The 24,706-nt window shown below is 56.2% G+C and carries 19 protein-coding genes; 8 read left to right on the top strand and 11 right to left on the bottom strand.

The annotated features are described in order from the left end of the window. Positions 1 to 32: 32 nt before the first annotated feature. From ACXAF0_RS10300 to ACXAF0_RS10275, 6 genes are all read left to right on the top strand, one after another. The gene (locus ACXAF0_RS10300) at positions 33 to 1,409 is read left to right on the top strand and encodes an aminotransferase family protein (RefSeq protein WP_475345775.1); all 1,377 of its coding nucleotides are present in this window, start codon (positions 33 to 35) and stop codon (positions 1,407 to 1,409) included. Further along, positions 1,406 to 2,335: a 3,5-dioxohexanoate:acetyl-CoA acetone transferase gene (gene kce / locus ACXAF0_RS10295; RefSeq protein WP_475345774.1), complete on the top strand. Its 930-nt coding sequence runs from the start codon at positions 1,406 to 1,408 to the stop codon at positions 2,333 to 2,335. Before ACXAF0_RS10300 ends, kce begins: the two co-directional genes overlap by 4 nt. A 68-nt stretch (positions 2,336 to 2,403) precedes the next feature. Beyond that, on the top strand, positions 2,404 to 3,447 hold the full coding sequence (locus ACXAF0_RS10290) for a histone deacetylase family protein (protein WP_475345773.1): 1,044 nt from the start codon (positions 2,404 to 2,406) through the stop codon (positions 3,445 to 3,447). An 11-nt stretch (positions 3,448 to 3,458) separates the two neighbouring features. Then, positions 3,459 to 4,604: an NAD(P)/FAD-dependent oxidoreductase gene (locus ACXAF0_RS10285; protein WP_475345772.1), complete on the top strand. Its 1,146-nt coding sequence runs from the start codon at positions 3,459 to 3,461 to the stop codon at positions 4,602 to 4,604. A 32-nt stretch (positions 4,605 to 4,636) separates the two neighbouring features. Beyond that, a complete protein-coding gene (locus ACXAF0_RS10280) occupies positions 4,637 to 5,923 on the top strand; it encodes a M20 family metallopeptidase (RefSeq protein WP_475345771.1) in 1,287 nt (428 codons plus the stop codon). 47 nt (positions 5,924 to 5,970) lie between these two features. Beyond that, positions 5,971 to 6,318 carry a RidA family protein gene (locus tag ACXAF0_RS10275; protein ID WP_475345770.1) on the top strand — a complete coding sequence of 116 codons (348 nt, stop codon included), beginning with the start codon at positions 5,971 to 5,973 and terminating at the stop codon, positions 6,316 to 6,318. An 81-nt stretch (positions 6,319 to 6,399) separates the two neighbouring features. Here ACXAF0_RS10275 and ACXAF0_RS10270 read toward each other — a convergent pair whose 3' ends face one another. The 6 genes from ACXAF0_RS10270 to ACXAF0_RS10245 form a co-directional block, all read right to left on the bottom strand. Continuing rightward, positions 6,400 to 7,632, bottom strand: a complete 1,233-nt coding sequence (locus ACXAF0_RS10270) for a bifunctional alpha/beta hydrolase/OsmC family protein (RefSeq protein ID WP_475345769.1) — start codon at positions 7,630 to 7,632, stop codon at positions 6,400 to 6,402. Between the two features lie 157 nt (positions 7,633 to 7,789). Beyond that, the gene (locus tag ACXAF0_RS10265; RefSeq protein ID WP_475345768.1) at positions 7,790 to 8,287 is read right to left on the bottom strand and encodes a thioesterase family protein; all 498 of its coding nucleotides are present in this window, start codon (positions 8,285 to 8,287) and stop codon (positions 7,790 to 7,792) included. Beyond that, positions 8,284 to 9,225, bottom strand: a complete 942-nt coding sequence (gene lhpI, locus ACXAF0_RS10260) for a bifunctional Delta(1)-pyrroline-2-carboxylate/Delta(1)-piperideine-2-carboxylate reductase (RefSeq protein ID WP_475345767.1) — start codon at positions 9,223 to 9,225, stop codon at positions 8,284 to 8,286. Before lhpI ends, ACXAF0_RS10265 begins: the two co-directional genes overlap by 4 nt. Before the next feature lie 127 nt (positions 9,226 to 9,352). Then, positions 9,353 to 10,204 (bottom strand): alpha/beta hydrolase, encoded by an 852-nt coding sequence (locus ACXAF0_RS10255; RefSeq protein WP_475345766.1) that lies wholly within the window; start codon positions 10,202 to 10,204, stop codon positions 9,353 to 9,355. 166 nt (positions 10,205 to 10,370) lie between these two features. Next, positions 10,371 to 14,807, bottom strand: a complete 4,437-nt coding sequence (locus ACXAF0_RS10250; protein WP_475345765.1) for a translocation/assembly module TamB domain-containing protein — start codon at positions 14,805 to 14,807, stop codon at positions 10,371 to 10,373. Continuing rightward, a complete protein-coding gene (locus tag ACXAF0_RS10245) occupies positions 14,804 to 16,813 on the bottom strand; it encodes an autotransporter assembly complex protein TamA (protein ID WP_475345764.1) in 2,010 nt (669 codons plus the stop codon). Before ACXAF0_RS10245 ends, ACXAF0_RS10250 begins: the two co-directional genes overlap by 4 nt. A 293-nt stretch (positions 16,814 to 17,106) precedes the next feature. Between ACXAF0_RS10245 and ACXAF0_RS10240 the strand changes: the two genes are divergently transcribed. After that, positions 17,107 to 19,077, top strand: coding sequence for a GNAT family N-acetyltransferase (locus ACXAF0_RS10240; protein ID WP_475345763.1), 1,971 nt, complete (start codon positions 17,107 to 17,109; stop codon positions 19,075 to 19,077). A gap of 42 nt (positions 19,078 to 19,119) precedes the next feature. Here ACXAF0_RS10240 and ACXAF0_RS10235 read toward each other — a convergent pair whose 3' ends face one another. The 3 genes from ACXAF0_RS10235 to ACXAF0_RS10225 form a co-directional block, all read right to left on the bottom strand. Beyond that, positions 19,120 to 20,256: a GNAT family N-acetyltransferase/peptidase C39 family protein gene (locus tag ACXAF0_RS10235; protein WP_475345762.1), complete on the bottom strand. Its 1,137-nt coding sequence runs from the start codon at positions 20,254 to 20,256 to the stop codon at positions 19,120 to 19,122. Positions 20,257 to 20,402: 146 nt separating this feature from the next. Then, positions 20,403 to 20,816, bottom strand: a complete 414-nt coding sequence (locus ACXAF0_RS10230) for a protein tyrosine phosphatase family protein (RefSeq protein ID WP_475345761.1) — start codon at positions 20,814 to 20,816, stop codon at positions 20,403 to 20,405. A gap of 159 nt (positions 20,817 to 20,975) precedes the next feature. Further along, positions 20,976 to 21,200 carry a YgaP family membrane protein gene (locus tag ACXAF0_RS10225; RefSeq protein WP_475345760.1) on the bottom strand — a complete coding sequence of 75 codons (225 nt, stop codon included), beginning with the start codon at positions 21,198 to 21,200 and terminating at the stop codon, positions 20,976 to 20,978. A 268-nt stretch (positions 21,201 to 21,468) separates the two neighbouring features. Here ACXAF0_RS10225 and ACXAF0_RS10220 point away from each other — a divergent pair, with 268 nt between their 5' ends. Continuing rightward, a complete protein-coding gene (locus tag ACXAF0_RS10220; protein ID WP_475345759.1) occupies positions 21,469 to 21,960 on the top strand; it encodes a GNAT family N-acetyltransferase in 492 nt (163 codons plus the stop codon). A gap of 42 nt (positions 21,961 to 22,002) precedes the next feature. Here the strand turns inward: ACXAF0_RS10220 and pcaB are convergent, their stop codons facing one another. Then, positions 22,003 to 23,340 (bottom strand): 3-carboxy-cis,cis-muconate cycloisomerase, encoded by a 1,338-nt coding sequence (pcaB, locus tag ACXAF0_RS10215; protein ID WP_475345758.1) that lies wholly within the window; start codon positions 23,338 to 23,340, stop codon positions 22,003 to 22,005. 143 nt (positions 23,341 to 23,483) lie between these two features. Then, on the bottom strand, positions 23,484 to 24,689 hold the full coding sequence (gene pcaF, locus ACXAF0_RS10210; RefSeq protein ID WP_475345757.1) for a 3-oxoadipyl-CoA thiolase: 1,206 nt from the start codon (positions 24,687 to 24,689) through the stop codon (positions 23,484 to 23,486). Between the last annotated feature and the right edge of the window lie 17 nt (positions 24,690 to 24,706).

The following is a 24,706-nucleotide window of genomic DNA, read 5'->3' as shown; positions in this document are numbered from 1 at the left end:
CATTTTCAGCCGGTTCAGGAGAGCCACCAGAAATGACGCATGCCCCCAAAAGTTCCGTCGGACATAACCGGGAGTCCCGTCTGTTTTATCAAAGCCGGTCCCGCCGCCCGCTGATCGACCGATCAGAAGGCATCTATATGTGGGATGTGGACGGCAAACGCTATATCGATGCGTCGAGCGGTGCCATGGTCAGCAATATCGGCCATAGCGACCCGCGTGTTGTTGCCGCCATGATGAAACAGCTTGAAAAGGCAAGCTTCGCCTATCGCCTTCATTTCGAAAATGACGCGGCCGAAGATCTGGCCATCCGTCTTGCCGAACGTGCCCCGGGCGATCTTGAACGCGTGTTCTTTGTTTCGGGTGGGTCCGAGGCGGTTGAAAGCTGCATCAAGCTTGCCCGCCAATATGCACTTGCCAATGGCGAGCCGCAGCGCACCAAAGTCATTTCACGTTTTCCAAGCTATCATGGCGCCACACTGGGTGCGCTTGCCGTCACCGGCTATACGCCGATGCATGCGCCGTTCGCGCCGATGATGGTTGATCAGCCGAAAATTCCGGCCCCGACCTGTTATCTGGATCGCGATGATCTGAGCGATCACGAGCGCGGCATCAAATATGCCAACATGCTCGAAGCCGAAATCATCAAACAGGGTCCCGAAACCGTTCTTGGTTTCATCATGGAACCGGTTGGCGGGGCTGCGACCGGTGCACTTGTTGCCCCGGACAGTTACTATGGCCGCATCCGCGAGATTTGCGATCAGTACGGCATTCTTCTGATCTATGACGAGGTCATGACCGGTGCCGGTCGTACCGGCAAATATTTCGCCGCAGAACATTGGGGCATCACGCCCGATATCCTGGCGGTATCCAAGGGGCTGGCCGCAGGTTACGCGCCGCTCGGTGCGATGATTGCGCCCGATCGTATCGTTGGTCCGGTTCTGGATCATGGCGGATTTATTCACGGCTATACCTATGCTGGAAACCCGTTGGCGTGTGCTGCCGGCAATGCCGTCCTTGATGTGATTGACGAGGACAATCTGCTTGAAAATGCTGCGACCAATGGTGCCGCACTCAAGGATGAATTGACCAAGCTTGCCGAAGACTTCCCGATGATCGGCGATGTCCGCGGCAAGGGTTTGTTGCTGGCCATGGAGCTGGTCAAGGACCGCAACAGCATGGAACCGCTTGAGCCCAAGCATATGGCGGCGGCACGACTGGTTGATATCGCCTATGATATGGGCCTGATCATTTACTGGCGCCGCACACGTGGCGGTTATCGCGGTGATCATGTCATGATCTGCCCGCCGATGATCATCACCAAGGAGCAGTTCGACGACATTCTGGTGCCGCTGCGCAAGGCACTAACGGAACTGCAAGACGAACTCGTGATCGCAGGAGCCTTCGCATGAGCCGCAAAGTCATCATCACCTGCGCGGTTACAGGATCGGTCCATACCCCGTCCATGAGCCCAAATTTGCCGGTGACCCCCGATGAAATCGCCCAGCAGGCGATTGATGCCGCCAATGCCGGGGCATCAATCCTGCATCTGCATGCGCGTGATCCCGAAACCGGTTTCCCAAGCCCGGACCCGGATGTATTCATGCAGTTCCTGCCAAAGATCAAGGCAGCGACCAATGCAGTGATCAACATTTCCACCGGTGGCGGCATGAACATGAATGTGCGCGACCGTATCCGGGCTGCCCGCGAAGCCGCACCGGAAATGGCGTCGCTCAATATGGGCACGATGAATTTCGGCCTGTTCCCGGCGCTTGGCGGACGCACCGAATGGAAACATGACTGGGAACCGGAATTCCTTGAAAGCAGCCGTGATTTTGTTTTCAAGAACACGTTTTCAGACATCGAAACCATTCTGGCCGATCTGGGCGACGCCAATGGCACCCGGTTCGAGTTCGAATGCTATGACGTCGGCCATCTTTATACCCTGGCGCATTTTGTTGATCGCGGCCTGATCAAGGGGCCGATCTTCATTCAGTTCGTGCTAGGGATTCTGGGCGGCATCGGGGCCGATCCCGACAACCTGGCGCATCTGAAACGCACCGCAGACAAGCTGTTTGGCGACCAGTATCAGTTTTCTGTTCTGGGTGCCGGACGCCATCAGATGCCACTTGGCAGCATGTCGGCCGCCATGGGCGGAAATGTGCGGGTTGGGCTTGAGGACAACCTTTATATCAAAAAGGGCGAACTCGCGCCGGACAACGCATCGCAAGTGCGCAAAATCCGCGAAGTGCTTGACGGGTTGTCGCTTGAAATCGCCACCCCGGACGAAGCGCGCGCAATTCTCGGCCTGAAAGGCGGCGACAAGGTCGCCTTTTAGGAACGGGATCAGACAACCGAACGACGATACCACCACCGTTTGACCACATGATGTGAAAGGCGGCAACGATGATGCATGCCTATTTCTCAGACGATCAGCTTCGCCATCACGGCAAGACTTTCATTGTCGCGGGCGAGAAAAAGCCGATCCCAGAAGTCCCGGAACGTGCGGAAATTCTGCGCCGTGCGGTCGCACGCCTCGGTCTTGATCTTCATGCCCCCGATGACACCGGACTGGCCCCGATTGCCGCCATTCACGATGCGCAATATCTGAACTTCCTGCAGACCATTCATGATGAATGGCAGGATGTCGGCGGGGCCGAGCAAGTCATTCCAAACATCCACCCGTTTGATCGCAACGGCCCCTACCCGCGTCACCCTGCGGGAAAGGCCGGCTTTCACCTTGGCGATACGTCCTGCCCGGTCTCAAACACGACATGGCATTCGGCCTATGCCAGCGCGCAAACCGCGATTGCCGCTGCCCGTCATGTCCGGGATCAAGGTGCCAACACGGCCTATGCCCTTTGCCGTCCGCCGGGCCATCACGCGAGTAGCAATATCGCTGGCGGCTTTTGCTATCTGAATAACAGCGCCATCGCCGCCCAGGAACTGCGCACCAAGTATGACCGTGTGGCGATCCTTGATGTCGATCTGCACCATGGCAACGGTACCCAGCACATTTTCTATGACCGCTCAGACGTCTTGACCCTGTCGATCCATGCCGACCCGATGGATTTCTATCCATTCTATTGGGGGCATGCCGAGGAATGCGGTGAAAAGGACGGGCTTGGTTTTAACCATAATCAGCCCCTGCCGCTTGGCAGCGGTGATGATGTGTTCCTTGATGCGCTTGATCGGTCACTGACCAAGATTGATGATTTCGGTGCGGATGCGGTTGTCATTGCGCTTGGCCTTGATGCATCACGCGATGATCCGTTTGGCGGACTGACCGTCAGCCCCGATGGTTTTGCCCGGATCGGCGAAAAAATCGGCACGCTCTCCTGCCCGACGGTTCTCGTGCAGGAAGGCGGTTATGTTAGTGAAACTCTTGCAGAAAACCTTTATCAATTTATCAGCGGCTTTGGCGCGACCACCGAGACCAACACGATTTAAGAAGGCCCCACATGACCCATTCAGACATCCTGATCATCGGCGGCGGCATCGCCGGAATGTCAGCAGCATTCTTTTTGGCCAAGGCGGGCAAATCCGTCACGGTTCTCGAACGTGAAGACCAGCCGGGCTATCACAGCACCGGCCGGTCTGCGGCCCTTTATAGCGAGACCTATGGCCCGAAAATCATCCGCAAGATGTCAACCGCCAGCCGGGCCTTCTTCATCACACCCCCGGACGGATTTAGCGAAAACCCGATCCTGACCCCGCGCGGTATCATCATGACCGCCGCCCCGGGCGAAGAAGCCGAATTGGATGCCATTCTGACCGAAGGCCGGGCGAACGGTGCGAACTTTGTTGAACTGACGCCAGCAGAGCTTAAGGAAATCATCCCGGTTATCCATACCGACCGGGTCGCCAAGGCCGCCTATGAGCCGGATGCCATGGACATTGATGTGCATGCGCTACACTGGGGCTTTATTCGCCAATTCAAGGCGCTTGGCGGCACGGTCATCACCAAGGCCGATGTCAGCGAGGTGAACAAATCAGACGGCAAATGGCAGGTCACGCTCTCCAAGGGCGATATTTACAGCGCTGATATCGTGGTCAACGCTGCGGGGGCCTGGGCTGATGACATTGCCACCAAGGCCGGTATCAAACCGCTTGGCATTGTGCCCAAACGCCGTACGGCGGTGATGGTGGATGTACCCGCAGACGTGAAACCGCATGGTTGGCCGCTGGTCGCAAGTCTTGATGAAACGCTTTATTTCAAGGAAGACGCTGGTCGCTTGCTGGTGTCACCGGCCGACACCACCCCGACCGAGCCGCATGACGTGCAGCCTGAAGAACTAGATATCGCCATTACCATTGATCGCCTGATGACGGCGACCAGCATCGAGGTGCGCCGCCCGGGTGAAAGCTGGGCCGGATTGCGCAGCTTCTTTGCCGATGGGGATCCGGTATCAAGCTTTGATCCGGCAGATGACAGTTTCTATTGGCTGGCGGGCCAAGGCGGTTACGGCATCCAGACCGCACCGGCCATGGGCGAGTATGCCGCAAGTATCATCACCGGAAACGGCGTTCCGCCGCAGATGGAAACGCTTGGCATTACGACAGATGCCCTGTCGGCCACCCGCCCCACCCTTGTCAGCGGCAAATAATCACCGGCATCGACCGATCAGGAGAAAGACCAATGAGCCAGTTTGATCGTGCAGCCTTGCGTGAAGCTGTATCAAAGCGCACCCAAAGTGCGATTGATGATTTGTCCGCGCTGGTGCGCCATGAAAGCCTGCTTGGCAACGAAGCATCCGCACAGGACTGGATTTCTGACAAGTTTGCTGCGATGGGACTCGATGTCGAACGGGTCAAGATTGACATCGACGCCCTTCGTGATCAGCCGGGCTTTTCCCCGCCGGTGATTGACGGTTACGACGGGCGTGAAAACGTTGTTGGCCTGCATCGCCCGCAAAACCCGACGGGGCGCAGCCTGATCCTGAATGGCCATATGGATGTTGTGCCGACAGGCCCAGCCGAACAATGGCGCCATGGACCATTCACCCCGCATGTCGAGGATGACTGGATTTACGGCCGTGGTGCGGGGGATATGAAAGCCGGTATCATCGCCTATTGCCAGGCAATTCAAGCGCTGCACGATATCGGGCTTGAACCCGCCGCCCCGGTCACCCTGCAATCGGTGATCGAGGAAGAATGTACCGGCAACGGGGCATTGGCCTGTCTGCATGCCGGGTACAAGGCCGATTGCGCCATCATCCCCGAACCGTTCAACCAGACCCTGATGACCGCCCAGCTTGGTGTCATGTGGTTCCAGATCCATGTATCGGGCAGCCCGGCGCATGTTCTTGATACCTCGGCGGGCAGCAATGCGATTGAGTCCGCCTTTGGGTTCTTTGAAACCCTGAAGGAAGTCGAGGAAATCTGGAACCATCCAACCCATCGCCACGGTGCGTTCGGTGCGCATGTCCATCCGGTGAACTTCAATCTGGGCAAGATTGACGGCGGCGAATGGGCATCGACCGTGCCGCCAGTTTGCACGGCGGATATCCGTGTTGGTTTCTATCCGGGCATGGAACTTGAAAAGATCCGCGAAACCATCGAGGCCGTCAAAAAAAGCGCACTCGAAAACCACCCGGCCTGCAAGGGGGCCAAGATCGAGATCACCTATCGCGGTTTCCAGGCCGAAGGTTGCGAGATGGATATCAATCATCCGATGATGTCCATGATCGGTGACATTCATCAGGAAGTGACGGGCAGTGAGATCAAAAACCTTGCCTCGACCGCAACGACCGATGCGCGCTTCTTCCAGATTTATGGCAACATCCCGGCCACCTGTTATGGCCCCAAGGCCGAACGCATTCACGGGATTGATGAACGGGTTTCGATTGCCTCGATGATGGAAGTCACCGAGGTACTTGCCCTGTTCATTGCCGACTGGTGTGGCGTGCAAAAGCGTGCTAGCTAATCGTCATTATTAAATAAATTATCCAATTGAATCCGAAGGAGAACTTCATGAGCATTCAGCGTCTTCACACCGGCCCGCGCATGAGCCAGGCCGTTGTCCATGGCAACACCATCTATCTGGCTGGTCAGGTTGGTAACCCCGACAGCGACATCACCAACCAGACCAAGGAATGCCTTGAAAAGGTTGATACCCTTCTGGCCGAATGTGGATCAAACAAGGAAAACATCCTGTCGACCACAATCTGGCTTGCCGACATGAAAGACTTTGCTGCGATGAACGCAGTTTGGGATGCATGGGTCCCACAGGGTCACACCCCGGGTCGCGCCTGCGGCGAAGCAAAGCTTGCCACCCCGGATTACCTGGTTGAGTTCATGGTGATTGCGGCCAAGCCGTAAGTCGCTTTGACACCCAAGAATAAACGCCTGACGCGGGAAACCGGTCAGGCGTTTTTTTTCATTTGAGCAGCCAATCTGAAACTATTCCCGGTCCTCACGGGTGACGATCAGCGATGTGGCTTCTAGCGTTCTGTGCACCGGGCATTTATCGGCAATCTCGACCAAACGTTTCCGGGTGGCGTCATCCAGATCACCGGTAAAGCGAATGATGCGCTCAAACCGGTCGATCTTGCCGCCTTTTGCCGTATGCTGCTCACCACATTCCGCACAGTCATCGGCGTGAACTTTCTGATGCAGGACTTCGGCCCGGATGGAATCAACATCAATCCCCTTATGATCGGCATACATCCGGATCGTCATCACCGTACAACTGCCTAGCGCGGTCGACAGATAATCATAGGGCGACGGCCCGCTATCCAGCCCGCCGACCTTTTCCGGCTCATCGGCCAACAGGCGATGAGCACCCGCCAGCACCATTGACTGGAACTTGCCCAATCCGGTTTCACGCACGATGACACCTTCGCTGAGCTCCGGCGTTGTTTCCTTGGCACCGGGCAGATAGCGTTTTGCCCATGCCGCAATCACGGATGCGGCGTAGGCCGCATCATCGGGATCGCGCAGCAAATGGTCGGCCTGATCAAGCGAGACAAAGCTCTTGGGGTGTTTGGCGGCATCAAAAATCTTGCCGGCATTTTCAATCCCGACCGTCTGATCAAGCGGTGCATGCATGACCAGAAGCGCCTTTTTCATCTTGGCGACCTGGGCGGCCAGATCATAACCGCCAAGGTCATCAACGAACTGCTTGCGGATGACAAACGGCCGCCCGCCAAGGCAGACTTCGGCCTCGCCCTTTTCGCGGATATCATCAAGATGATCAGCGAAATTATGGGTGACATGCGTTACATCCGATGGCGCGCCGATGGTCGCAATCGCGGTTGCTTCCTTGATGCGATCGGCGACCGCCAACACCGCGGCCCCGCCCAGCGAATGCCCAATCAGGAGCTTGGGGGCTTCGAATTCATCGCGCAGGAAGTCAGCCGCGCGTTCCAGATCATCAAGGTTTGAGGTGAAATTGGTCGAGGCAAAATCACCGCCCGATCCGCCCAGACCGGTGAAATCAAAGCGCAGCACGCCGATGCCTTCGACAGTCAGGGCCTCGGCAATTTTGCGGGCCGCGATCAGATCCTTGGTACAGGTAAAGCAATGCGCAAACAGCGCATAGGCCTTGATCGGCCCCGTCGGCAGATCAAGCCGTGCTGCCAGTTCGGCACCATGGTCCCCTTCAAATGTCAGCTTTATCGGTTTTCCGGGCATCTTAATCCTCCTGACCTTTGCGGGGTAAAATCATACTGCTATTTCAAATCACTGCCGATAGGCTCACGCAAAGGATTTACATCGCATCCGGGCCTGAGGCGCACATCACACCGGCAAACAAAACCCCGCAACCTGACGATGCGGGGTTTTGGTGTATTTATTTTCGCCGAATGCCGATCTTGCGCCCGACCCCGGACGGGGTTGGCAAGTTCGCGTGGGCGTCCTTGATCTTGTTGAGCGTTTCCATGATGTCATCGGGAAATGGCGCTGAACGCCGTTCCTGCATATTGATATGCATGGTGATGATTTCATTGGTCGCGGCCAGCCATCCCTCAGCGCCATGACGCATTTCGTGATACATGTGAATGCGTTTCTGATCGCAATCAAGAACCCGGGTATGGATCACATAGGGATCACGTTCATGAATTTCGCGATCATAGGTCACATGCATTTCAAGCCCGAAGGTCGATCCACCGCGCCGTTCGGGATAGGTATAGCCCATTCCCACCGCATCCAGAAACGCCATCGATCCCAGATCAAACGCGACCACGTAATAGCCGACATTCATGTGGCCGTTGAAATCAATCCATTCGGGTTTGATATGCCCGCGAAAGGCTTCAAGCGGTTCAGGCGCAAACAGATCGGTGCTGATCATTTTTCGACGGCCTTTACAACCGCCACGGCTGCGACAAAGTCTTCAAGTGAATGACCGACCGATTTGAACACCGTGCATTCCGTATCAGTTTCACGTCCCTTGACCTGCCCACGCGTCAGGCCGAACAGATCACCGATGATGTCGGATTTCGCAATGGCACCGCTGTCGATGGCCTGCACAACGTCGCCGCCTTCGGCACTGGCACCTTCGAAGCTGTCAACATAGATGCGGCATTTCTGCATGACCGCATCATCGGTTTCGCGCATGGTCGGCTTGAACGCGCCAACCAGATCAACGTGGGTGCCTTCACGCAGCCAGTCGCCACGTACCAGCGGTTCGGTCGAAAGCGTTGCGCAGGAAATCAGGTCGGCGGCTTTGCATGCGCCTTCAAGATCGTCCGTGCCCTTGGCGTTAAAGCCGAGCTCGGCAATTTCGCTGGCAAGTTTGGCGGCCTTGTCGGCATTGCGGTTCCAGATGGTGACGTTTTTGATCGGGCGGACCGATGCATGGGCCTTGATCAATTGCGGTGCCATTGCGCCTGATCCGACCATGACCATGTCGCTGGCATCCTTGCGCGCCAGATAGTCACATGCCAGTGCGGATGCGGCTGCCGTACGGCGCGTCGTCAGTTTGGTGCCATCAATCACAGCGGACGGTTGCCCGGTCACGGCATCCAGCAACACATAGGTTCCGGAAACCGCCGGCAAATTGCGCGCCGAGTTGCCCGGCACGACAGCGGCGATTTTCACACCAGCTGCGCCATCCTTTTGCCAGGCCGGCATAATCAGGAAAGTTGCGTCATCCTCGTTGCTGCGTTCCATGTTGAAATGACTGCGCAATGGTGCTTCGCAGCCTTGTTCAAACCCGTCACGAAGGGCTTCAACCAGATCGCGGGGCGAGACAAATTTTTCGATATCGTCGGCAGTAATGAAACGCATGGGCCTTCCTGTAGAACTGTTTTTCATTTCAGTGCGGTAGCAGGCGTATTTTATACCACGTCGCAGCCCGCACGTCACAGGAAGACCAGTAGTTTTTTATACTGTTTTGTTCGAATTTCCGGGGGATTTACGGCAACAAAAACCGTTTGAGCGTGCCAAACAACGATCCGGTGCCCAGAAACAGTTCTTCAAGCACGGTAAAGTGGTTGGCACCCCACGCCTTATAGACCGAAACCTTCAGCCCGGCACTGCCACAATAGGCACCATAAGCATCGCTTTGACGCACGAATTCCGGGCTTTCATTGCCGCCCACCACCACCATCAGGCGGGCATCGAGCGGCACGGCATCCAGCATCGGTGAATTGTCCGCCGCCGATGCTTCATCAAGGCGAATATCCTCATTGAGCGTCGTATGGCGCACCGGTTCAAGATCGAACACACCGGAGATCGGCACGATCGCCTCAAACGGCATCTCGTCGCCAAGCGTTTCTGACCAGTCATGGGTGGCAAGGCGCGCGACAATCTGCCCACCGGCGGAATGCCCGGAAACCGAAATGCGGTCACGGTCACCGTTGAATTCTTCGATATGCTGATAGATATAGGCAATGGCGCGGACCGCTTCTTCGGTGATGTCGGCCACCGTTACATCGGGGCACAGATCATAATTCGGGCAGATGACTGTAAAACCAGCTGCCACCAGATCACGCGCGACAAAGGCGTAATCCTTTTTGTCCTGACTGCGCCAATAGCCGCCATGGAAAAACACATGCACAGGCGCGCCCGGATCGCACGCCATGAAAACATCCATGGTTTCCTTGGCCCCCTTGCCATAGCGGACATCAAGCTTGCCGCCGAGCTGAGCACGGGTTTCATCGGATAATTTCACGAACCGTTCAACATGGGTCATGAAGTCCGGCACGGTTTCGCGCGGATTATATTGCCATTCAAGCTCTGCTGCTGTGAAACCGCCCCAAGCCATCAACACCTCGGATATCAGGGTTCAGATCATGATCAGACCAATTGTTCCCAATGATCTTTCTTCACTTTTCTTCGGTTTGCAATCACTTCAAGCGTTTGCGTGAATTTTCAACGTATGGCTGTAGTGGCGATAAACAAATAGCAGGCACCATTGACGAGCAAGTTTCCTAGTAATCAAGCCTGTACTGAACGCCTGCCTTGCTGTCGATTTCGGTACTCTCGCTGGTGACACTGATGTTCGGGGTGACTTCAATTTCGACTTCGACGCCGCTTGATCCCGGGGTGGATCCGGCCTTGGTGCCGACATAGACACCCTCGGTTAGGTATTTGCCGACCTTGACCTCTGGCCCGTTTTCACCGCCACCGACACGCAAGACATCCGCACCGATAAAGCGTCGGATACTTCCCACCACATCAAGGCCTGTGCCACCGCCAGACAATTCATTAAGCGCGCTCGCCAACTGGACGGCTTCGACCGCAGACAGGCTACCTTGTGACTTCCCAAACAGGACCTGCGACAGGATTTCGTCTTCGGGTAGCGACGGGTTTGAAGACAACACAAGTTCCGGGTCACTTGACGGCCCCTGGAAACCAGCCGTCACGACCAGGTCTTCGGTGGAATAGACCCCTTCGATATCGAGCATCGGATCAGGCGGTGACGCCCCGGCGAAGGTAATCTGGGAATCCCGAATAACAAACGTCTTACCGATAACGTCGAGCTGCCCGCGGAGCGCAGACAGTTGCCCGCTGATGCGCGGATCATCGGTGGTGCCGGAAATATCAAGTCGCCCGCCCCACTCGGAATCAAGCCCCTTGCCCCGCACAAACAGGCGTCCCGGAATGTCGACCGTGACATCCAGATTGCCAACAAATCCCCCCTCAGCGTCCTCTGTTTCTTCGGTGGCTTCGGTTTGCGATGCATCGGGCAGGTTTTCAATTTCAATCGTCGGCACCGATTCCGGCAGGGCCAAGGTCAGATCGACTTCGCCGCGTAGAACCGACACATTGCTTTGAATATCGGCCTCGGACTGTGACCCGGTCACGCTTGTTTGCACATCAGCCCAGAATTGCAGTTCGTCCTTGCGCGACAGCGCGACATTACGCAGATCGGCAGAGACGTCATAGCGCACCTCTCCGCCATCAAGCAGATCAAGATCGACAGATGCCTTCGCCGTGCCATTGCCGCCGTCGGTTGCCGTAAAGGACGGGATCGAAAGGCCTGCCTGGTCAAAGGTCCCCTCAAGCGCCATCTGATCAAGGATGGTCCCGTATTCAAGGTTTTCATAGTGACCTTCGGCAAGGGACACGTCGCCGTTCCAGCGCACATCATCAAGCGTCCCGCCGACATCCAGCGCAAGCTTGATCTTGCCAGACACCTGATGGTCCGGGGCCGGAACATAGGGCCAGAATTCTGCAATCTCGCCATTCAGGCGCACACGCGCCGACACCGGTGCTGAAAGATCCGGGCTGAATTCCTGCTCAAGGACAGAAATCGCAAGCGGAACGGTGCCCTCAGCTGTCAGGGCTTCGATATCGCCATTTCCAAGCGACGCCTGGCCGTTAAGTGTGCCCTCTGCAAGCGTGATATCAAGCAGTATTTCAAACGGCTTCAGATCAGCAACCGCCTTGGCCGTGATGCCTGAAATCCGGCCTTTGACCTCTGCTGTTGGCAAGTTCCCACGGGTTTCACGCAAGCGCGCATCGAGATTTGCCGTCCCGCTCAGCCCGTCATATCCGGAAATGCGACCCCACGGGCCAAGATCAAAGTCATTGAGGTGAACTTCACCGGAAATCGATCGTTGCTGGGCTTCCTGATCAAGGTTTGCCACCAGATGCCCGGTTCCAACCGTCAGGTCGGCATCAAGCTGCTGACGGCCATTTGACCGCAGGACAAATTCCAACGGTTTGCGAAGCGCGATGCTCTGATCCCCGATGTTGGTATCAAACTGGCTGGCGGTGACGCTGATATCATCGCCAAGGGCGACATCCGCAACCAGATCTGTCGAGATCGGGACATTGCCCTGATAAAGCCCGGCACCGTCCATCGTGATCGCAAGCGCATCCAGACCGCCTTCAACATCAAGGGCGACTTCATCAATCGCGATGGCGCCGGTGATGATGTCGCGCCCGTTCAGTTTGGCCGATATTTCCGGCGCGTCGAACGCGTTGCCAATCGTGGCATCAAGTTCGACATCCTCGATCATGGTCGGATTGGCGTTATCGGTATCGGCCATCCGAAGCCCCTTGGCAGAAGCAGTGGCCGTAATGGTTTGGCGGTCATTGTCCGGACGAAGCGCAATATCGGCGACCAGGGTCCCATTGCCAAACCCGACACCAAACTGATCAAGCAGCTCGGCATCAAGGTTTGAAAGCGCGATATCGCCGCGCATCGGAATGCTGTAATCGGGCATTGTTATGTCACCAGAAAGCGCCAGATGCTGCCCTTCCAGCGAGATGCCTTCGACACGTAACGCATCCGCTGGCAAGACGACATTGGCGGCAAGCTTGAACGCCCGGTTTTCCCACATGAAGTCCGCAGCATTTCCAAGCGACAAGACAGATTGTTCTGACCATGACATCTCGCTCGTCAGCACAATGTCGGAGAAGCTATGCCCCGCAACATCAAGGCTTGGCACATTGAGCTCAATCGTGCCCGGTGGCGCCGACAGGGCACCATCAAGGTTGGCCGTTAAGGTTGCCGGTTCAATTTCAAGACCAAGGTCGGGTGGCACAACACCCGGTGCGATATCGAGCTTGCTTTCAAGTGCCAGTTTCTCGAACGCGTCGGTGATATTCAGCTTCAGCGGGCCGTTAATCATCGCTGTTTGGAGGGCTATTACATCCACACTTAGATCAAGATCGGGCGTGAGCGCGACATTGCCGATAATACGCGGTGCCTGACCGATGATACGATCAACATCAGAATTCCCGAATGCGGCTTGGCTGGCCGAGACCTCAAGACCGGTTTCAAGGCCCCGTGCATCCGACCATGTCAGATCGGGCAAGGCCACCTGCCCGCGCCCACTCAGATCAAGCCCCGAAATCGGCGCAAAAATCGCCAGATCGCGGATTTCGGTAACAAGGTTTGAGGTGGTAACCACCAGATCTTCGTTCACATCCGCCTGCCCGCGCAGGGTGATCTCGCGCACATTTAGCGCCATATCCCGAACCGAGATATTGGCAAAATCCGGTAACATTTGCGCATCAAGGGTCAGGCTTTGTTCCTCGCCAAAAAATGCGCCAAGCCGCGGATCATCCCAATTTGTCCCGGATGTAGACAAAGCCACGGCCGCCTGAACGGGGTCGTCAATGTCATCCGTGGCAGGCATTTCGGCCTGCAGAGTGACATCATCAATTTGGGATACGGGTGTTTTGACATCACGGCCATTGACGCGCACCGCAAGACCAGGCATCGCCAGATTGCCATTGGCTTTTACCGAAAGCCCAAGCTCCGACCAGGATACTGCCCCATCCAAAAGTTCGGCCATTTCCGGATCAATATCGGCATTGATATCCGCCGTGATCTGGCTTTGATCAAGATTGATTGCGGTTGTGCCAGACAATGACAGGGCATTTGCCATCACAATCGAAATGCGATCAAGGGCAAGGGTTTGGTTACCCTGGTCAAACGCCCCGCCAATGCCGAGTTCAATGTTCTTGTGGAGGTTTTCCGGCAACTGTTCGGTAATGCGTTCCTGCGGGGCAAGCCCGCCATCAAGGGCAAAAGCCAGAACATCTGATGACAGTTGCACGCCGATATCGCTTTGAACCGATGCATAGCCATCCGCTGAAAGATCAAGCGTGCCGTTCCAGTCATTAGCGGGGCCATCACCCCGCAGCGCAATAGTAACATCGGTTGCGACACTCGGATCGACACCCGCCAAGGTCATGACCAACCCGTCGCGACCCAAGGCGCCATCAATTTCGGCAGACAGCCGTTCACGTGGCCCGTCGAAATCCAGATCCAGTTTGAGGCGATCCGTGCCGCCATCGCGGGGCTGCAAGTCCAGAAATGCTGTTGCAGACAGATTGCTACCAACCTTTGCCCGCCCGTCGAGGGTATATAAAAAGCTGTTGCCCGTGATCTGATCAACGATGGCGATTTCGCCAAGATCAAGATCATCCAGCGCCACGGAAAGCGGCATGGAAAAACCACCGCCGGTCTCATCGTCTTCGTCTGGCGTTTCGGGCGCAGTGCCATCTGGCAAAATGATATTTGCCGAAGCCAAACCCACGCGGTTGATCTGCAACTGACCGCCCAGAAGCGCCATTGGCGACCAATCAAAGGCGACGTCATTGACATCAACATGCAACCCGTCCGACGGCCGATCCATCACGAGGTGATCAAGCGTCAAACCGGTCCACAGACTACCATCGATCCGGCCGAGCTCAAACGTGCTGTCAGTCGCCGTCGAGACCGTTTCATTGATCATCGGGGTTGACATGCGCAGGATCGGCCCCGTTCCGGCGACGGCAATAATGCTGGCAAGACCAAGCACAGCTCCGCCCAGTCCATAGGCGGCATAGCGCAGCCATTTCTTGGTGGATGGGCGCGGCTTGGAAGGCTTGGGTTCAATCGGTGGCGACGTGTCAGACCCGGTCAAAATGCCTGCCCCAGACTGATATAGAATTGAAAATCGTCATCAATGTTTTCGCGTTTATCAAGCGGCACGGCGACATCAAAGCGCAACGGCCCGACCGCCGTGTAATAGCGGAAACCAAGACCAGCTGCCCACAGAAGATCAATGTCTTGCGGCTCGGACCGGGCGTAGACGTTACCGCCTTCGATGAACGGCACAACGCCAAAGCTTTCTGTGACACGTGCGCGGAATTCAGCACCAAGTTCAAGAACCGCACGCCCACCCAACGGATCATGATCGTCATCAAGCGGTCCTACCTTCTGGTATTCATAACCCCGGATCGATCCGCCACCGCCGGAATAGAACCGTTTGTTCGATGGCAGGCTGCCGCGTTCCTCGCCGATAATCGTGCCGGTGCGCGCACGGGCCGCGAAAACGTAATCGCCGTCGTCATCTACAGACAGATATTGCGACCCAGCCAGCGATACGGTGGTGAAATTGGTGTCCTTGTCCGTCAGGCCCATATAGGGCGAAACATTGATTTCAAAGCGATTGCCCTCGGTCGGGTCAAGCGGATTGTCGGTATTGTCATGGCGCAGGATGCCGCGCAGACCGGCAAGATAGAATTGCTCGTTCGGGGAGTCTGAGCCGGTAAGGTCGGAATATTCCGCCGTCACGCCAAAGGTGGTCGTCCAGTTTTCCCAAAGCGGACGTTCAATACCGACAAAGCTGTCGACCGTTGAGCCCTTATAGGCGTCGGTGTCGTTGTTTTTGGCATCCGCCTCGGCAACAAAGGACTGACGGCGTTCCAGGAATTGCGGTTTTTTGAATTCGGCCGACACGCTCTGTTCAAGGCTTGAAACATCAACACCAAGCCGTAGCTTTTCGGCCCGGCCAAACAGGTTACGATGTTCCCAGAAGGCATTGGCGCCCGGACCATCTGCGGTCGAGAAATTCACCCCGCCACCGATCGAGCGCATTTTGCGCTCAACCACATCAATTTCGACTGGCACTTCCCCGTTGTCATTTACCGGTCCGGCGACTTTGACGATCACACTGTCAAACAGGTTGCTTTGCGCCAGATCCCGGCGCGTGGTGCGGACCTGATCGGGATGATATTGTTCGCCCGGCTCCCAGCTGTGATAGCCCGCGATAAAGTCAGGATCGACATCCTCAGCCCCGTTTACGGTAATATCGCCAAACTTTGCCAGTGGCCCGGTATTGAAGGCGTAATTGATGGTGATCGTTTTCTGCGCGGTGTCGGCCAGAATGGTGCGTTTTTCCGCCTCAACAAGCGGATACCCCTGTTCGCGCAGGATATCGACGCCGTATTGTTCGCCCAAAATGATCGGCTCCGCCGTGGCGCGCTGACCGATTTCAAGACGGGTCTTTTCGAGTTCCTTGTCAGTCGCGTGGCGCTCGACCACGCGATCCGGACGGGTGATCACAAGATTGACGGCCGCAATCAAATAAGGCGTGCCGACATCAACATTATAGGTCAAAACCAGTGGTGTGGGCTGATCCCCGTTTGGTTCAAGTGCGTCATCACCGGCCTGCCCGTCAACCGCATCATCCGTGGCACCCTGGGCAGGTGCATCTGTATCAGACGTATCATCTGATGGACTGTCGGGTGCCTTTTCCTCAATATCAAAGGTGATCTGACCGTCGTAAAAGCCGTTGGATCGCAGCACCGCCTGAAAGCGTTCGATATCGTCTTCGGCACGACGCTGCAAACCGGCGCGCGACGCGGTCGGGCGCGATTGCAGACGCTTTGCGGTACTCACCGAATTCAATGCCGCAATCAGGTTTTCTTCCTGTGTGTCAATGCCGGTAATCTCAACATCATAGGGAATGGTGGTTTGCAGATCGTTTTGAACGACCTCGCCGCCGTTGCCATTGCCAAGTCCCAGCAACCCGCCGCCTTCCTCGTCGGATGCGCATGCCGAAAGCATCGTGCCCGCCAACAACAGCGGGACAACAGCAGCACGGCGCCCGAAAGCCGGGAAAGTGCGAAGGATGTTCTTGTTCAAACCATCGTGCCCTTGATCGGCCCGCCTTTCCGGCGGGTCATGACTGAACTTGTTTCGTTTGGACCTTGTTTTCCATATAGGTGCAAACGATCAGGATTATTAAATGTTTCAAAACAGCCTTTTGAAAACACCATATTTTTATTCGACGCATTGGTCGAGTGCGACCTGTGCCATGATCCATGAAAAAATGGCATGGCTATGAACGATAAATGCGCTTGTGAGGTTTCAAGATTGAGCGTACCGGGAGTTGAAAGCAACAAGATTGCTTCACCCCACCGCAGGAGGTCCCCGCAGTGACTTCGACCCGAACCGATACTGTTATCATCCGCAATGCCATCCGTGCTGATCTTGACGGGCTTTGCGCCCTTGAGACCGGCAATTTCGACAGTGACCTGATCACGCGCGCATCGTTTTCGCGCTTCCTGCGGCAGGCCAGTGCGCGCCTTCTGGTCGCCGATGCCGGTGATGCCGATCATCCTGATATTGTCGGGTATGGCTTGCTGTTGCTGCGTGCCAATGCGGTGACCGCCCGGATTTACTCGCTGGCGATTGCAAAAGACTGGCGCGGCAAAGGTTTGGGGACACAACTTCTGGCCGGGCTTGAAAACCTTGCGATGGATGCGGGTTGTACGCGCATGCGCCTTGAAGTGCGCGTGAACAACGAAACCGCGCGCAATTTGTATGAACGCCACGGCTATCTCCGGATTGCAGATCTTCCAGGGTACTATGAGGATGGCGGCGATGGCATTCGCCTTGAACATGCCCTTTATGACGGCGAAGGCACTGTCACGCCGACGGTTACCACCGGGGCGCCGCTGATCCTTGTTGACCGTTTGTCGGATCAACGCTTTGCCGTATCCGGTGCCCGTGTGATGCGGGTGCGCGATTATCTCGCCCTTGATCATGGGGTGCGTAACCGGCGTGTGATCAACCTGTGCCAGTCCTATGAATATCTGTCGCGTGGATATTATTGCAGCCTTCTGGCCGCCGCCCGGGCAGAGCGTGTCATTCCCGAGGCCGATGTTCTTTTGGACCTCAACTGGAAACGCCTGCAGAAAACTGCACGTGCGGAACTGAGCCCGCAAATCATCGAAGCATTGGAAAAATCTGGCCAGACACCGGATCAGGCCCCGAATCATATTGACGTCTATTTCGGGCGGACGGCGAACAAGAAATTCCGTCAGATTGGCGAACGCGCCTTTGACCAGTTCCGCTGCCCGATCCTGCGCTTGCATCTTAACCCGCAGGACCGCAGGATTTTGCGCGAAATCGAAGCCCCGTCACTCAGCCAGCTTGATGACAGCAACCTTGCCGAGTTCGAGGCCGCCTTGCGTGCCTATCTTCGTGGTCGCGTGCGCAAACAGGGCAATATCACCCCGCCGACCGCCCTGGTTGCCATTTTGCATGACCCCGACGAAGTCCTGCCGCCGTCAGACAAGGAAGCGCTTGCCAATTTCGTGCAAGCCGCATCCGATCTGGGGGCCAAGGCCGAACTGATCACGGCAAAGGATTTCCATCATCTGTCGGAATTTGATGCGCTTCTGATCCGCGAAACCACAGCCCTTGATCACCACACCTATCGCTTTGCCAAGCGCGCGGTAAAGGAAGGCATTCCGGTGATTGATGATCCGGACTCGATGCTGCGTTGTACCAACAAGGTCTATTTGGCCGAGTTGCTGCGCACGCACCGTATCCCCGCGCCGAAAAGTGCAATTTTCGATAAGCGTCGCATTGCCGAAATCGGCCAACAATTCAGTTTCCCGTCGGTTCTGAAGGTGCCCGATGGTTGCTTCTCGCGCGGGGTGCGCAAGGTGAAATCACCAGAACACCTCAATGAAGTCGCAACCGAGATGTTCAAGAACTCGGAACTTCTTGTCATTCAGGAATATGTCGAAACCACCTTTGACTGGCGTATTGGTGTTCTGGGCGGCGAAGCCATCTTTGCCAGCCGCTATTTCATGGCACCGGGCCACTGGCAGATCGTCAAGCATGAAGATGACGGCAAAAGCTTTGAGGAAGGTGGCTTTGAAACCCTGCCGGTCGAACAGGCCCCGGCCGACATCGTTGCCACAGCCTTGGCCTCTGCCCGCCTGATGGGCGATGGCCTTTATGGTGTCGACGTCAAGGAAACGCCGCACGGCCCGATGGTGATCGAGGTGAATGACAACCCCAATATCGATGCCGGGGTCGAGGATGTGGTTTTGGATATGGATCTGTATCGCCGGATCATTGCGCATCTTCTGGGCAAGATCGCACGTCCATAAACTGATGACAGATGACCGCAGACAAAGAGAAAGGCCGGGTATTTACCCGGCCTTTTTATCGATAAACACAGCAGCCTGCAGCTTGTCGCGGCCATAACGCGCCATCAGATCGAACTCATGGCGCAGAATCGGCACCGACAGGCAATCGCTTCCGGTAAAGGGTTCGTGGTCCTCGCCGATATCGGGATCGCTGATATAGACAAAGCGGTCATCAAAGCCCGACACCACCACCCAATGCGGGATCTTGTCGCCATAAATTCGGTACTGGCTGATCAGGACCAGTGCCATCTGGCCTTGTTTGGTGCGCTCTTCGATCTCGGTCACACCGAACGGGCCGCTCGTGACCGGAATGCCGGCATCAAGCGCCTGACAGGCAAAGTCATAGTGCACCAGTTCGACCACTTCGCGGATTTTGGGTTTGCGTACGGTATCGACAAAAAGCGGCCCATCGCGGCTGCTGAGTACTTCGGCGTCAAAGCCGCGCTTGTGCGCAGCCAGTGCCAAACCCAGCGGACCGCACCCGCCATGCCCGGATGTCATAAAGATCGTGGTGGCTTCACGCCACAGCGCGATTTCAAGATTGCGATCAAGTTCGATATCCGGATCAAGCGCATTCATCGCCATCATCAAGGCCGCCGGACCACAGGTAAATGGCAGGGTCTGGTGATAGAAATGAATGGGTGATGGCAGGTGCATGGCGTTTGACACCAAGACCTTTTCCATACGAACCGCATTGCTGTGATCGGGATAGTAATCGGGATAAAGGGCAAATTCCTGGTACCCGTTTGCGGCAAACAACCCGATCGCATCCGGATTTTTCTGACTGACTTCAAGACGCAGGATCGGCGCGCCGAAATCAAGGCTGAGTTCCTCGGCCTGAGCGATCAGCGCACGACCAATCCCCTGCCCGCGTTGATCGGGCAACACCGCCATCGAATAAAGCCGCGCGAGCGCAACATTGCGGCGAAAGATCACCAGCGCATAACCGACAACCGTTCCATCCCCGGTTTCGGCGACAGTCAAACGCGCGGTTTCACTGCCGATAAAGCGCTTGAAGGCACGCCGGTTCAATCGGTCAACGTCAAAGGACCGGTTTTCAATCTCGCATAGCACAGCAAGATCATCGCTGTTCGCCGGTCGAAATCGGATGTCGGGAAGTTGGTCTGCGTTTAATGCCATCGCACTATCACTTGATAAACCCATGCCAGACAGGGCATGCGCGGATATATCGTCATGAAACGCAAAAAAGGAATAGTGCAATTTATGCGATGCTCACTGCGTTTTTTGCACAGCAACGCACCGCATAACCTGCAAATTCAGATCGCCTAGCCGCGCGTCGCGATCCGCGGTGCCAGCGGGGACATATCATACCCGGCATCGGCCGCGGCCTTGATGATGTCACCAGCGGGCATTTGCCCGGCATTGGCCAGAGACCACAGGATGGTGCAGCGCGTGCCGCTGCGGCAATAGGCAAAGACGGGCTTCTCGGCAGCTGCCAGATTGGCCGCGAACGCATCAGCATCCGCGTCGGATACATTGCCACTTGTGACCGGCTGGAAGATCGCCTTCATACCGGCAGCCTCGGCCTTGGCCGCAATTTCAGAGAATGAAGGTTGTCCCGGGTCTTCATCATCAGGCCGGTTGCAGATGATGGTCTTGAACCCGGCTGCGGCGATTTCGTCAATCGCCTCAATCGGCATTTGCGGAGATACAGTCAGTTCATCACTCAGGCGTTTCATTTTTATATTCCGTTCGTCGTTGCTGGTCGCCGTGCCCGATTGATCGGGATTTTACAGCACGTACACTCAGCATACCGCACAGAGTTGCGGATGCCAGCATAACGTTCACACAACAACAGACCGAACGGAATATTGTGGTTTCAAACGCCGTTTATGGTCTTATTTGGAAAGCGGGCAGGTCCGAATTCCGAACAGTGTATAAAGCGGGCAGAACCGAAAGGCTGCAGTCACCAGCATGACAACGCCAGCAGCAATCATCACCCAGCCATAAACGCCATACGCCATGCCACCGTCTTCTGGGGTCGCCGAAACAAACGGCAAGGCTAGCAAAACAACGCCAGCGACGGCACGAACAAGACGGTCCAGAGTTCCAACATTTGCCATGAATTCCTCCTTGGGAAAGGCGATCAATTGTTTTTAATGCATAACATTATGAACTATTGTTTTTCATTGATAAGAATCAATACGCAAGCCCGCCTCATGCAAATATCGACAATGGCCACACACCCTCTTGCCTTTGCCATTTGACCGTGCAAAAACCGATCAAAATCAAAACACTCGGGAAGACGTTCATGTTTGGTCAGCCATCGATATTGCTGCAAGAAGGCACCGGATGCTGTTTGCCGGAAACCGCTATTTCGGGAGACACGGTATGATCACCATCCGCCCCTTTCAAAACAGCGATGCCCCTGCCCTGATTGACGTTTTCAGGCGTGCCGTTCACGAACTGGGTTCAGGTGCATATGGCCCCGATCAAACCAAGGTATGGTCCGATCTTTGCCCAACGCCGGCGCAATGGATCGACATCATGAATGATGGCCGAACAACCTTCATTGCGGTTGATGAGAAAAACCAGCCCGTGGCGTTTACCGATCTGGAATCAGATGGCCATATCCGGTTTCTCTATGCCAGCCCGGATATTGCCGGCAGCGGTGCGATCACCACGCTTTATGCCACGCTCGAGGCCGAGGCCATCAAACAGGGCATTGGCAAGCTGTATTGCGAGGCAAGCGAGCTTGCCAAATCCTTCATGCTCAAACAGGGATTTTCGGTGGTTGAACGCCGTGATTTTGAACTTTGTGGGGTGCCGATCCACAACTACGCTGTGGAAAAACGCTTGCGGCCCCGGCCCAAGGCGGAATGATACCATCAAAAAAGGCTGCCGGGTGGCAGCCTTTTTGTTTGCTTAGTCGCGCAGTCCGCGACGTGCTGTGCCCAACACCCGATCAATGAACAGATCGGCCTGCCCGATATAGTTGACTGGATTGCGGACATGGTCCCAATCAACCGGTGCATCGGTCAGTTTCGGCAACTCGTCAAACAGATTGCTTTGATTGGCCGCCGACTTGGCCACCGCTTCCTTGACCAGCTTGTCCGCAGCGTCGCGGCCAATATGATCGGCAAGGGCAAATGTCGCGGCCTCTGCCAGTATTGCGCCCCGCGACAGTTCCAGATTTTGCGCCATTCGATCCGTATTGATCTTGAGATTGGGTACCATATCCACCGCCTGCGCAAGGGCCGCACCAGTAGCCGTAATGATTTGTGGCAGGGTCAACCATTCCAGAAGCCAGCTTGCGCCGCAGCGTTCATGATCATGCAGCTGCGCCTGGGAAAAGGTACCGAGCTGACCGGCGTTAAAGCGCGCCAGGGTCACCAGCATTTCTGCCTGCACCGGATTGGATTTGTGCGGCATGGTCGATGATCCACCGCCCTTTCCGGGCTGGACTTCGGCGATTTCGGATTGCGCCAGCAGAACCAAATCCTGCCCCATTTTGCCAAGCGCACCGGTCAGTGCCGTCAGCTGGCTGGCAAAATCGACAAGGCCATCACGCTGCGCATGCCAGGGCATGTCAGCCAGTGGCAGATCAAGTTCCTCGGCCAGGTTATTTTCAACATCTGCGGCCTTTGCCCCGATGGAGGCCAACGTTCCCGCAGCACCGCCAAACGAAACGCGGAGCAAATCAGACGCCAGGCTTTCAATCCGGCGATCAATCCGTACAAGGGGTGCCAGCCATCCGGCGGCCTTAAGACCAAAGGTGGTCGGAACCGCCTGTTGGGATCGGGTACGACCGATCATCACCGTTTTGCGATGGGTATCGGCATGGGCCGCAAGCACCTTGGCCAATTTGCGAATGCGGCGACGAATGATCGCAATCGCATCCCGCAATTGCAGGACAAGAGCCGTATCCACCACGTCCTGACTGGTGGCACCGAAATGAACAAAGCGTGCGTCTTCACCGCCAATTTCGGACTTCAACGCCTTGACCAGAGCCGGCACTGGCACACCCGCACTAGCGGTCGGGCCTGCAAGCGTTGCCGGATCAGGATTGAAATCGCGGCACACATCGGCAATACGAATTGCGCTTTGTTGGGGGATCACGCCTGCGCGTGCTTCGGCCGCAGCAAGGGCCGATTCAAAAAGCAGCATGGATGAAATCTGTGCCCGGTCTTCAAACAGGGCGGCAATTTCCGGATCGGAAAACAGATCCCCAAGCAGGGCAGAGTCAAAGGGCGAAACGCTCATCAGGTATCATCCACCGTTCAAACAGGTGTGAATTCAAGTCGATAGTGTCGCGCCAGCAACCATATTGGTCAATAACGCAAAAAGAAGCCCCTGCCCGTCAACCGGCACAGGGGCACCTTTAAAAGATCAATCCGCCATCAGCCTTACACAGCTTCAAGCGCAATCGCAATGCCCTGACCAACGCCAATGCACATGGTCGCCAGCGCACGTTTGCCACCGCTGCGCTTCATCTGCAGGGCTGCAGTACCGGCAATACGCGCACCGGACATGCCCAGCGGATGACCAAGGGCAATCGCGCCGCCATTCGGGTTTACGCGTGCGTCGTCATCAGCGATGCCAAGATCACGAAGCGTTGCCAGACCCTGCGATGCAAAGGCCTCGTTCAGTTCGATCACGTCAAGCTCGTCGGTTGACCAGCCAAGGCGTGTGAGAAGTTTCTTGCTTGCCGGGGCCGGGCCAAAGCCCATTATGCGCGGTGCCACACCGGCGGTTGCCCCACCAACAACGCGTGCAATCGGGGTCAGGCCATATTTCTTGACCGCTTCTTCCGACGCAACGATCAGCGCTGCGGCGCCGTCATTGACACCCGATGCATTCCCCGCCGTGACCGAACCGCCTTCGCGGAACGGGGTTGGCAGTTTGGCAAGTTTTTCGGCCGTGGTGCCCGGACGCGGATGTTCGTCCTTGGAAACAACAACCGGGTCGCCTTTACGCTGCGGAATGGTCACCGGGGTGATTTCCTCAGCCAGATTGCCATTTTCCTGTGCGGCGACGGCTTTGTCCTGCGAACGGGCAGCAAAGGTATCCTGATCTTCGCGCGAGATGTTGAAATCCTCGGCAACGTTTTCACCGGTTTCGGGCATGGAATCCACGCCGTACTGTTTCTTCATCACCGGATTCACAAAACGCCAGCCAATGGTGGTGTCATAGATTTCCGCGTTGCGCGAAAAGGCCGAAGACGCCTTTGGCATGACGAACGGCGCACGGGACATGCTTTCAACACCGCCCGCAATCATCAGGTCGGCTTCGCCCGATTTGATCGCACGCGCAGCCATAATGATCGCATCCATGCCCGAACCGCACAGGCGGTTGACCGTGGTGCCGGTGACCGTTTCCGGCAGACCAGCCAAAAGCGATGACATGCGTGCAACGTTGCGGTTGTCTTCACCGGCCTGGTTCGCACAGCCAAAGACGATGTCGTCAACAGCGGCGAAATCCAGATCCGGGTTACGGTCCATCAGCGCTTTCAGCGGAATGGCGCCAAGATTATCGGCGCGCACCTGCGACAGGCTGCCACCAAAGCGGCCAATCGGGGTGCGGATGTAATCGCAAATATATGCGTCAGCCATTTCTAATATCCTTTTTA

It is taken from the genome of Thalassospira sp. ABD4_177 (assembly GCF_056160125.1).
This window is presented reverse-complemented; position numbering and strand designations above follow the sequence as displayed.

What these genes read in the sequence shown, in the direction of transcription:
- ACXAF0_RS10235 (WP_475345762.1), bottom strand. Translation starts at nt 20,256, where the DNA reads ATGGCATTAAACGCAGACCAACTTCCCGACATCCGATTTCGACCGGCG.
- ACXAF0_RS10265 (WP_475345768.1), bottom strand. Translation starts at nt 8,287, where the DNA reads ATGATCAGCACCGATCTGTTTGCGCCTGAACCGCTTGAAGCCTTTCGC.
- pcaF (WP_475345757.1), bottom strand. Translation starts at nt 24,689, where the DNA reads ATGGCTGACGCATATATTTGCGATTACATCCGCACCCCGATTGGCCGC.
- ACXAF0_RS10285 (WP_475345772.1), top strand. Translation starts at nt 3,459, where the DNA reads ATGACCCATTCAGACATCCTGATCATCGGCGGCGGCATCGCCGGAATG.
- lhpI (WP_475345767.1), bottom strand. Translation starts at nt 9,225, where the DNA reads ATGCGTTTCATTACTGCCGACGATATCGAAAAATTTGTCTCGCCCCGC.
- ACXAF0_RS10220 (WP_475345759.1), top strand. Translation starts at nt 21,469, where the DNA reads ATGATCACCATCCGCCCCTTTCAAAACAGCGATGCCCCTGCCCTGATT.
- ACXAF0_RS10225 (WP_475345760.1), bottom strand. Translation starts at nt 21,200, where the DNA reads ATGGCAAATGTTGGAACTCTGGACCGTCTTGTTCGTGCCGTCGCTGGC.
- ACXAF0_RS10270 (WP_475345769.1), bottom strand. Translation starts at nt 7,632, where the DNA reads ATGCCCGGAAAACCGATAAAGCTGACATTTGAAGGGGACCATGGTGCC.
- pcaB (WP_475345758.1), bottom strand. Translation starts at nt 23,340, where the DNA reads ATGAGCGTTTCGCCCTTTGACTCTGCCCTGCTTGGGGATCTGTTTTCC.
- ACXAF0_RS10255 (WP_475345766.1), bottom strand. Translation starts at nt 10,204, where the DNA reads ATGGCTTGGGGCGGTTTCACAGCAGCAGAGCTTGAATGGCAATATAAT.
- kce (WP_475345774.1), top strand. Translation starts at nt 1,406, where the DNA reads ATGAGCCGCAAAGTCATCATCACCTGCGCGGTTACAGGATCGGTCCAT.
- ACXAF0_RS10230 (WP_475345761.1), bottom strand. Translation starts at nt 20,816, where the DNA reads ATGAAACGCCTGAGTGATGAACTGACTGTATCTCCGCAAATGCCGATT.
- ACXAF0_RS10290 (WP_475345773.1), top strand. Translation starts at nt 2,404, where the DNA reads ATGATGCATGCCTATTTCTCAGACGATCAGCTTCGCCATCACGGCAAG.
- ACXAF0_RS10280 (WP_475345771.1), top strand. Translation starts at nt 4,637, where the DNA reads ATGAGCCAGTTTGATCGTGCAGCCTTGCGTGAAGCTGTATCAAAGCGC.
- ACXAF0_RS10300 (WP_475345775.1), top strand. Translation starts at nt 33, where the DNA reads ATGACGCATGCCCCCAAAAGTTCCGTCGGACATAACCGGGAGTCCCGT.
- ACXAF0_RS10275 (WP_475345770.1), top strand. Translation starts at nt 5,971, where the DNA reads ATGAGCATTCAGCGTCTTCACACCGGCCCGCGCATGAGCCAGGCCGTT.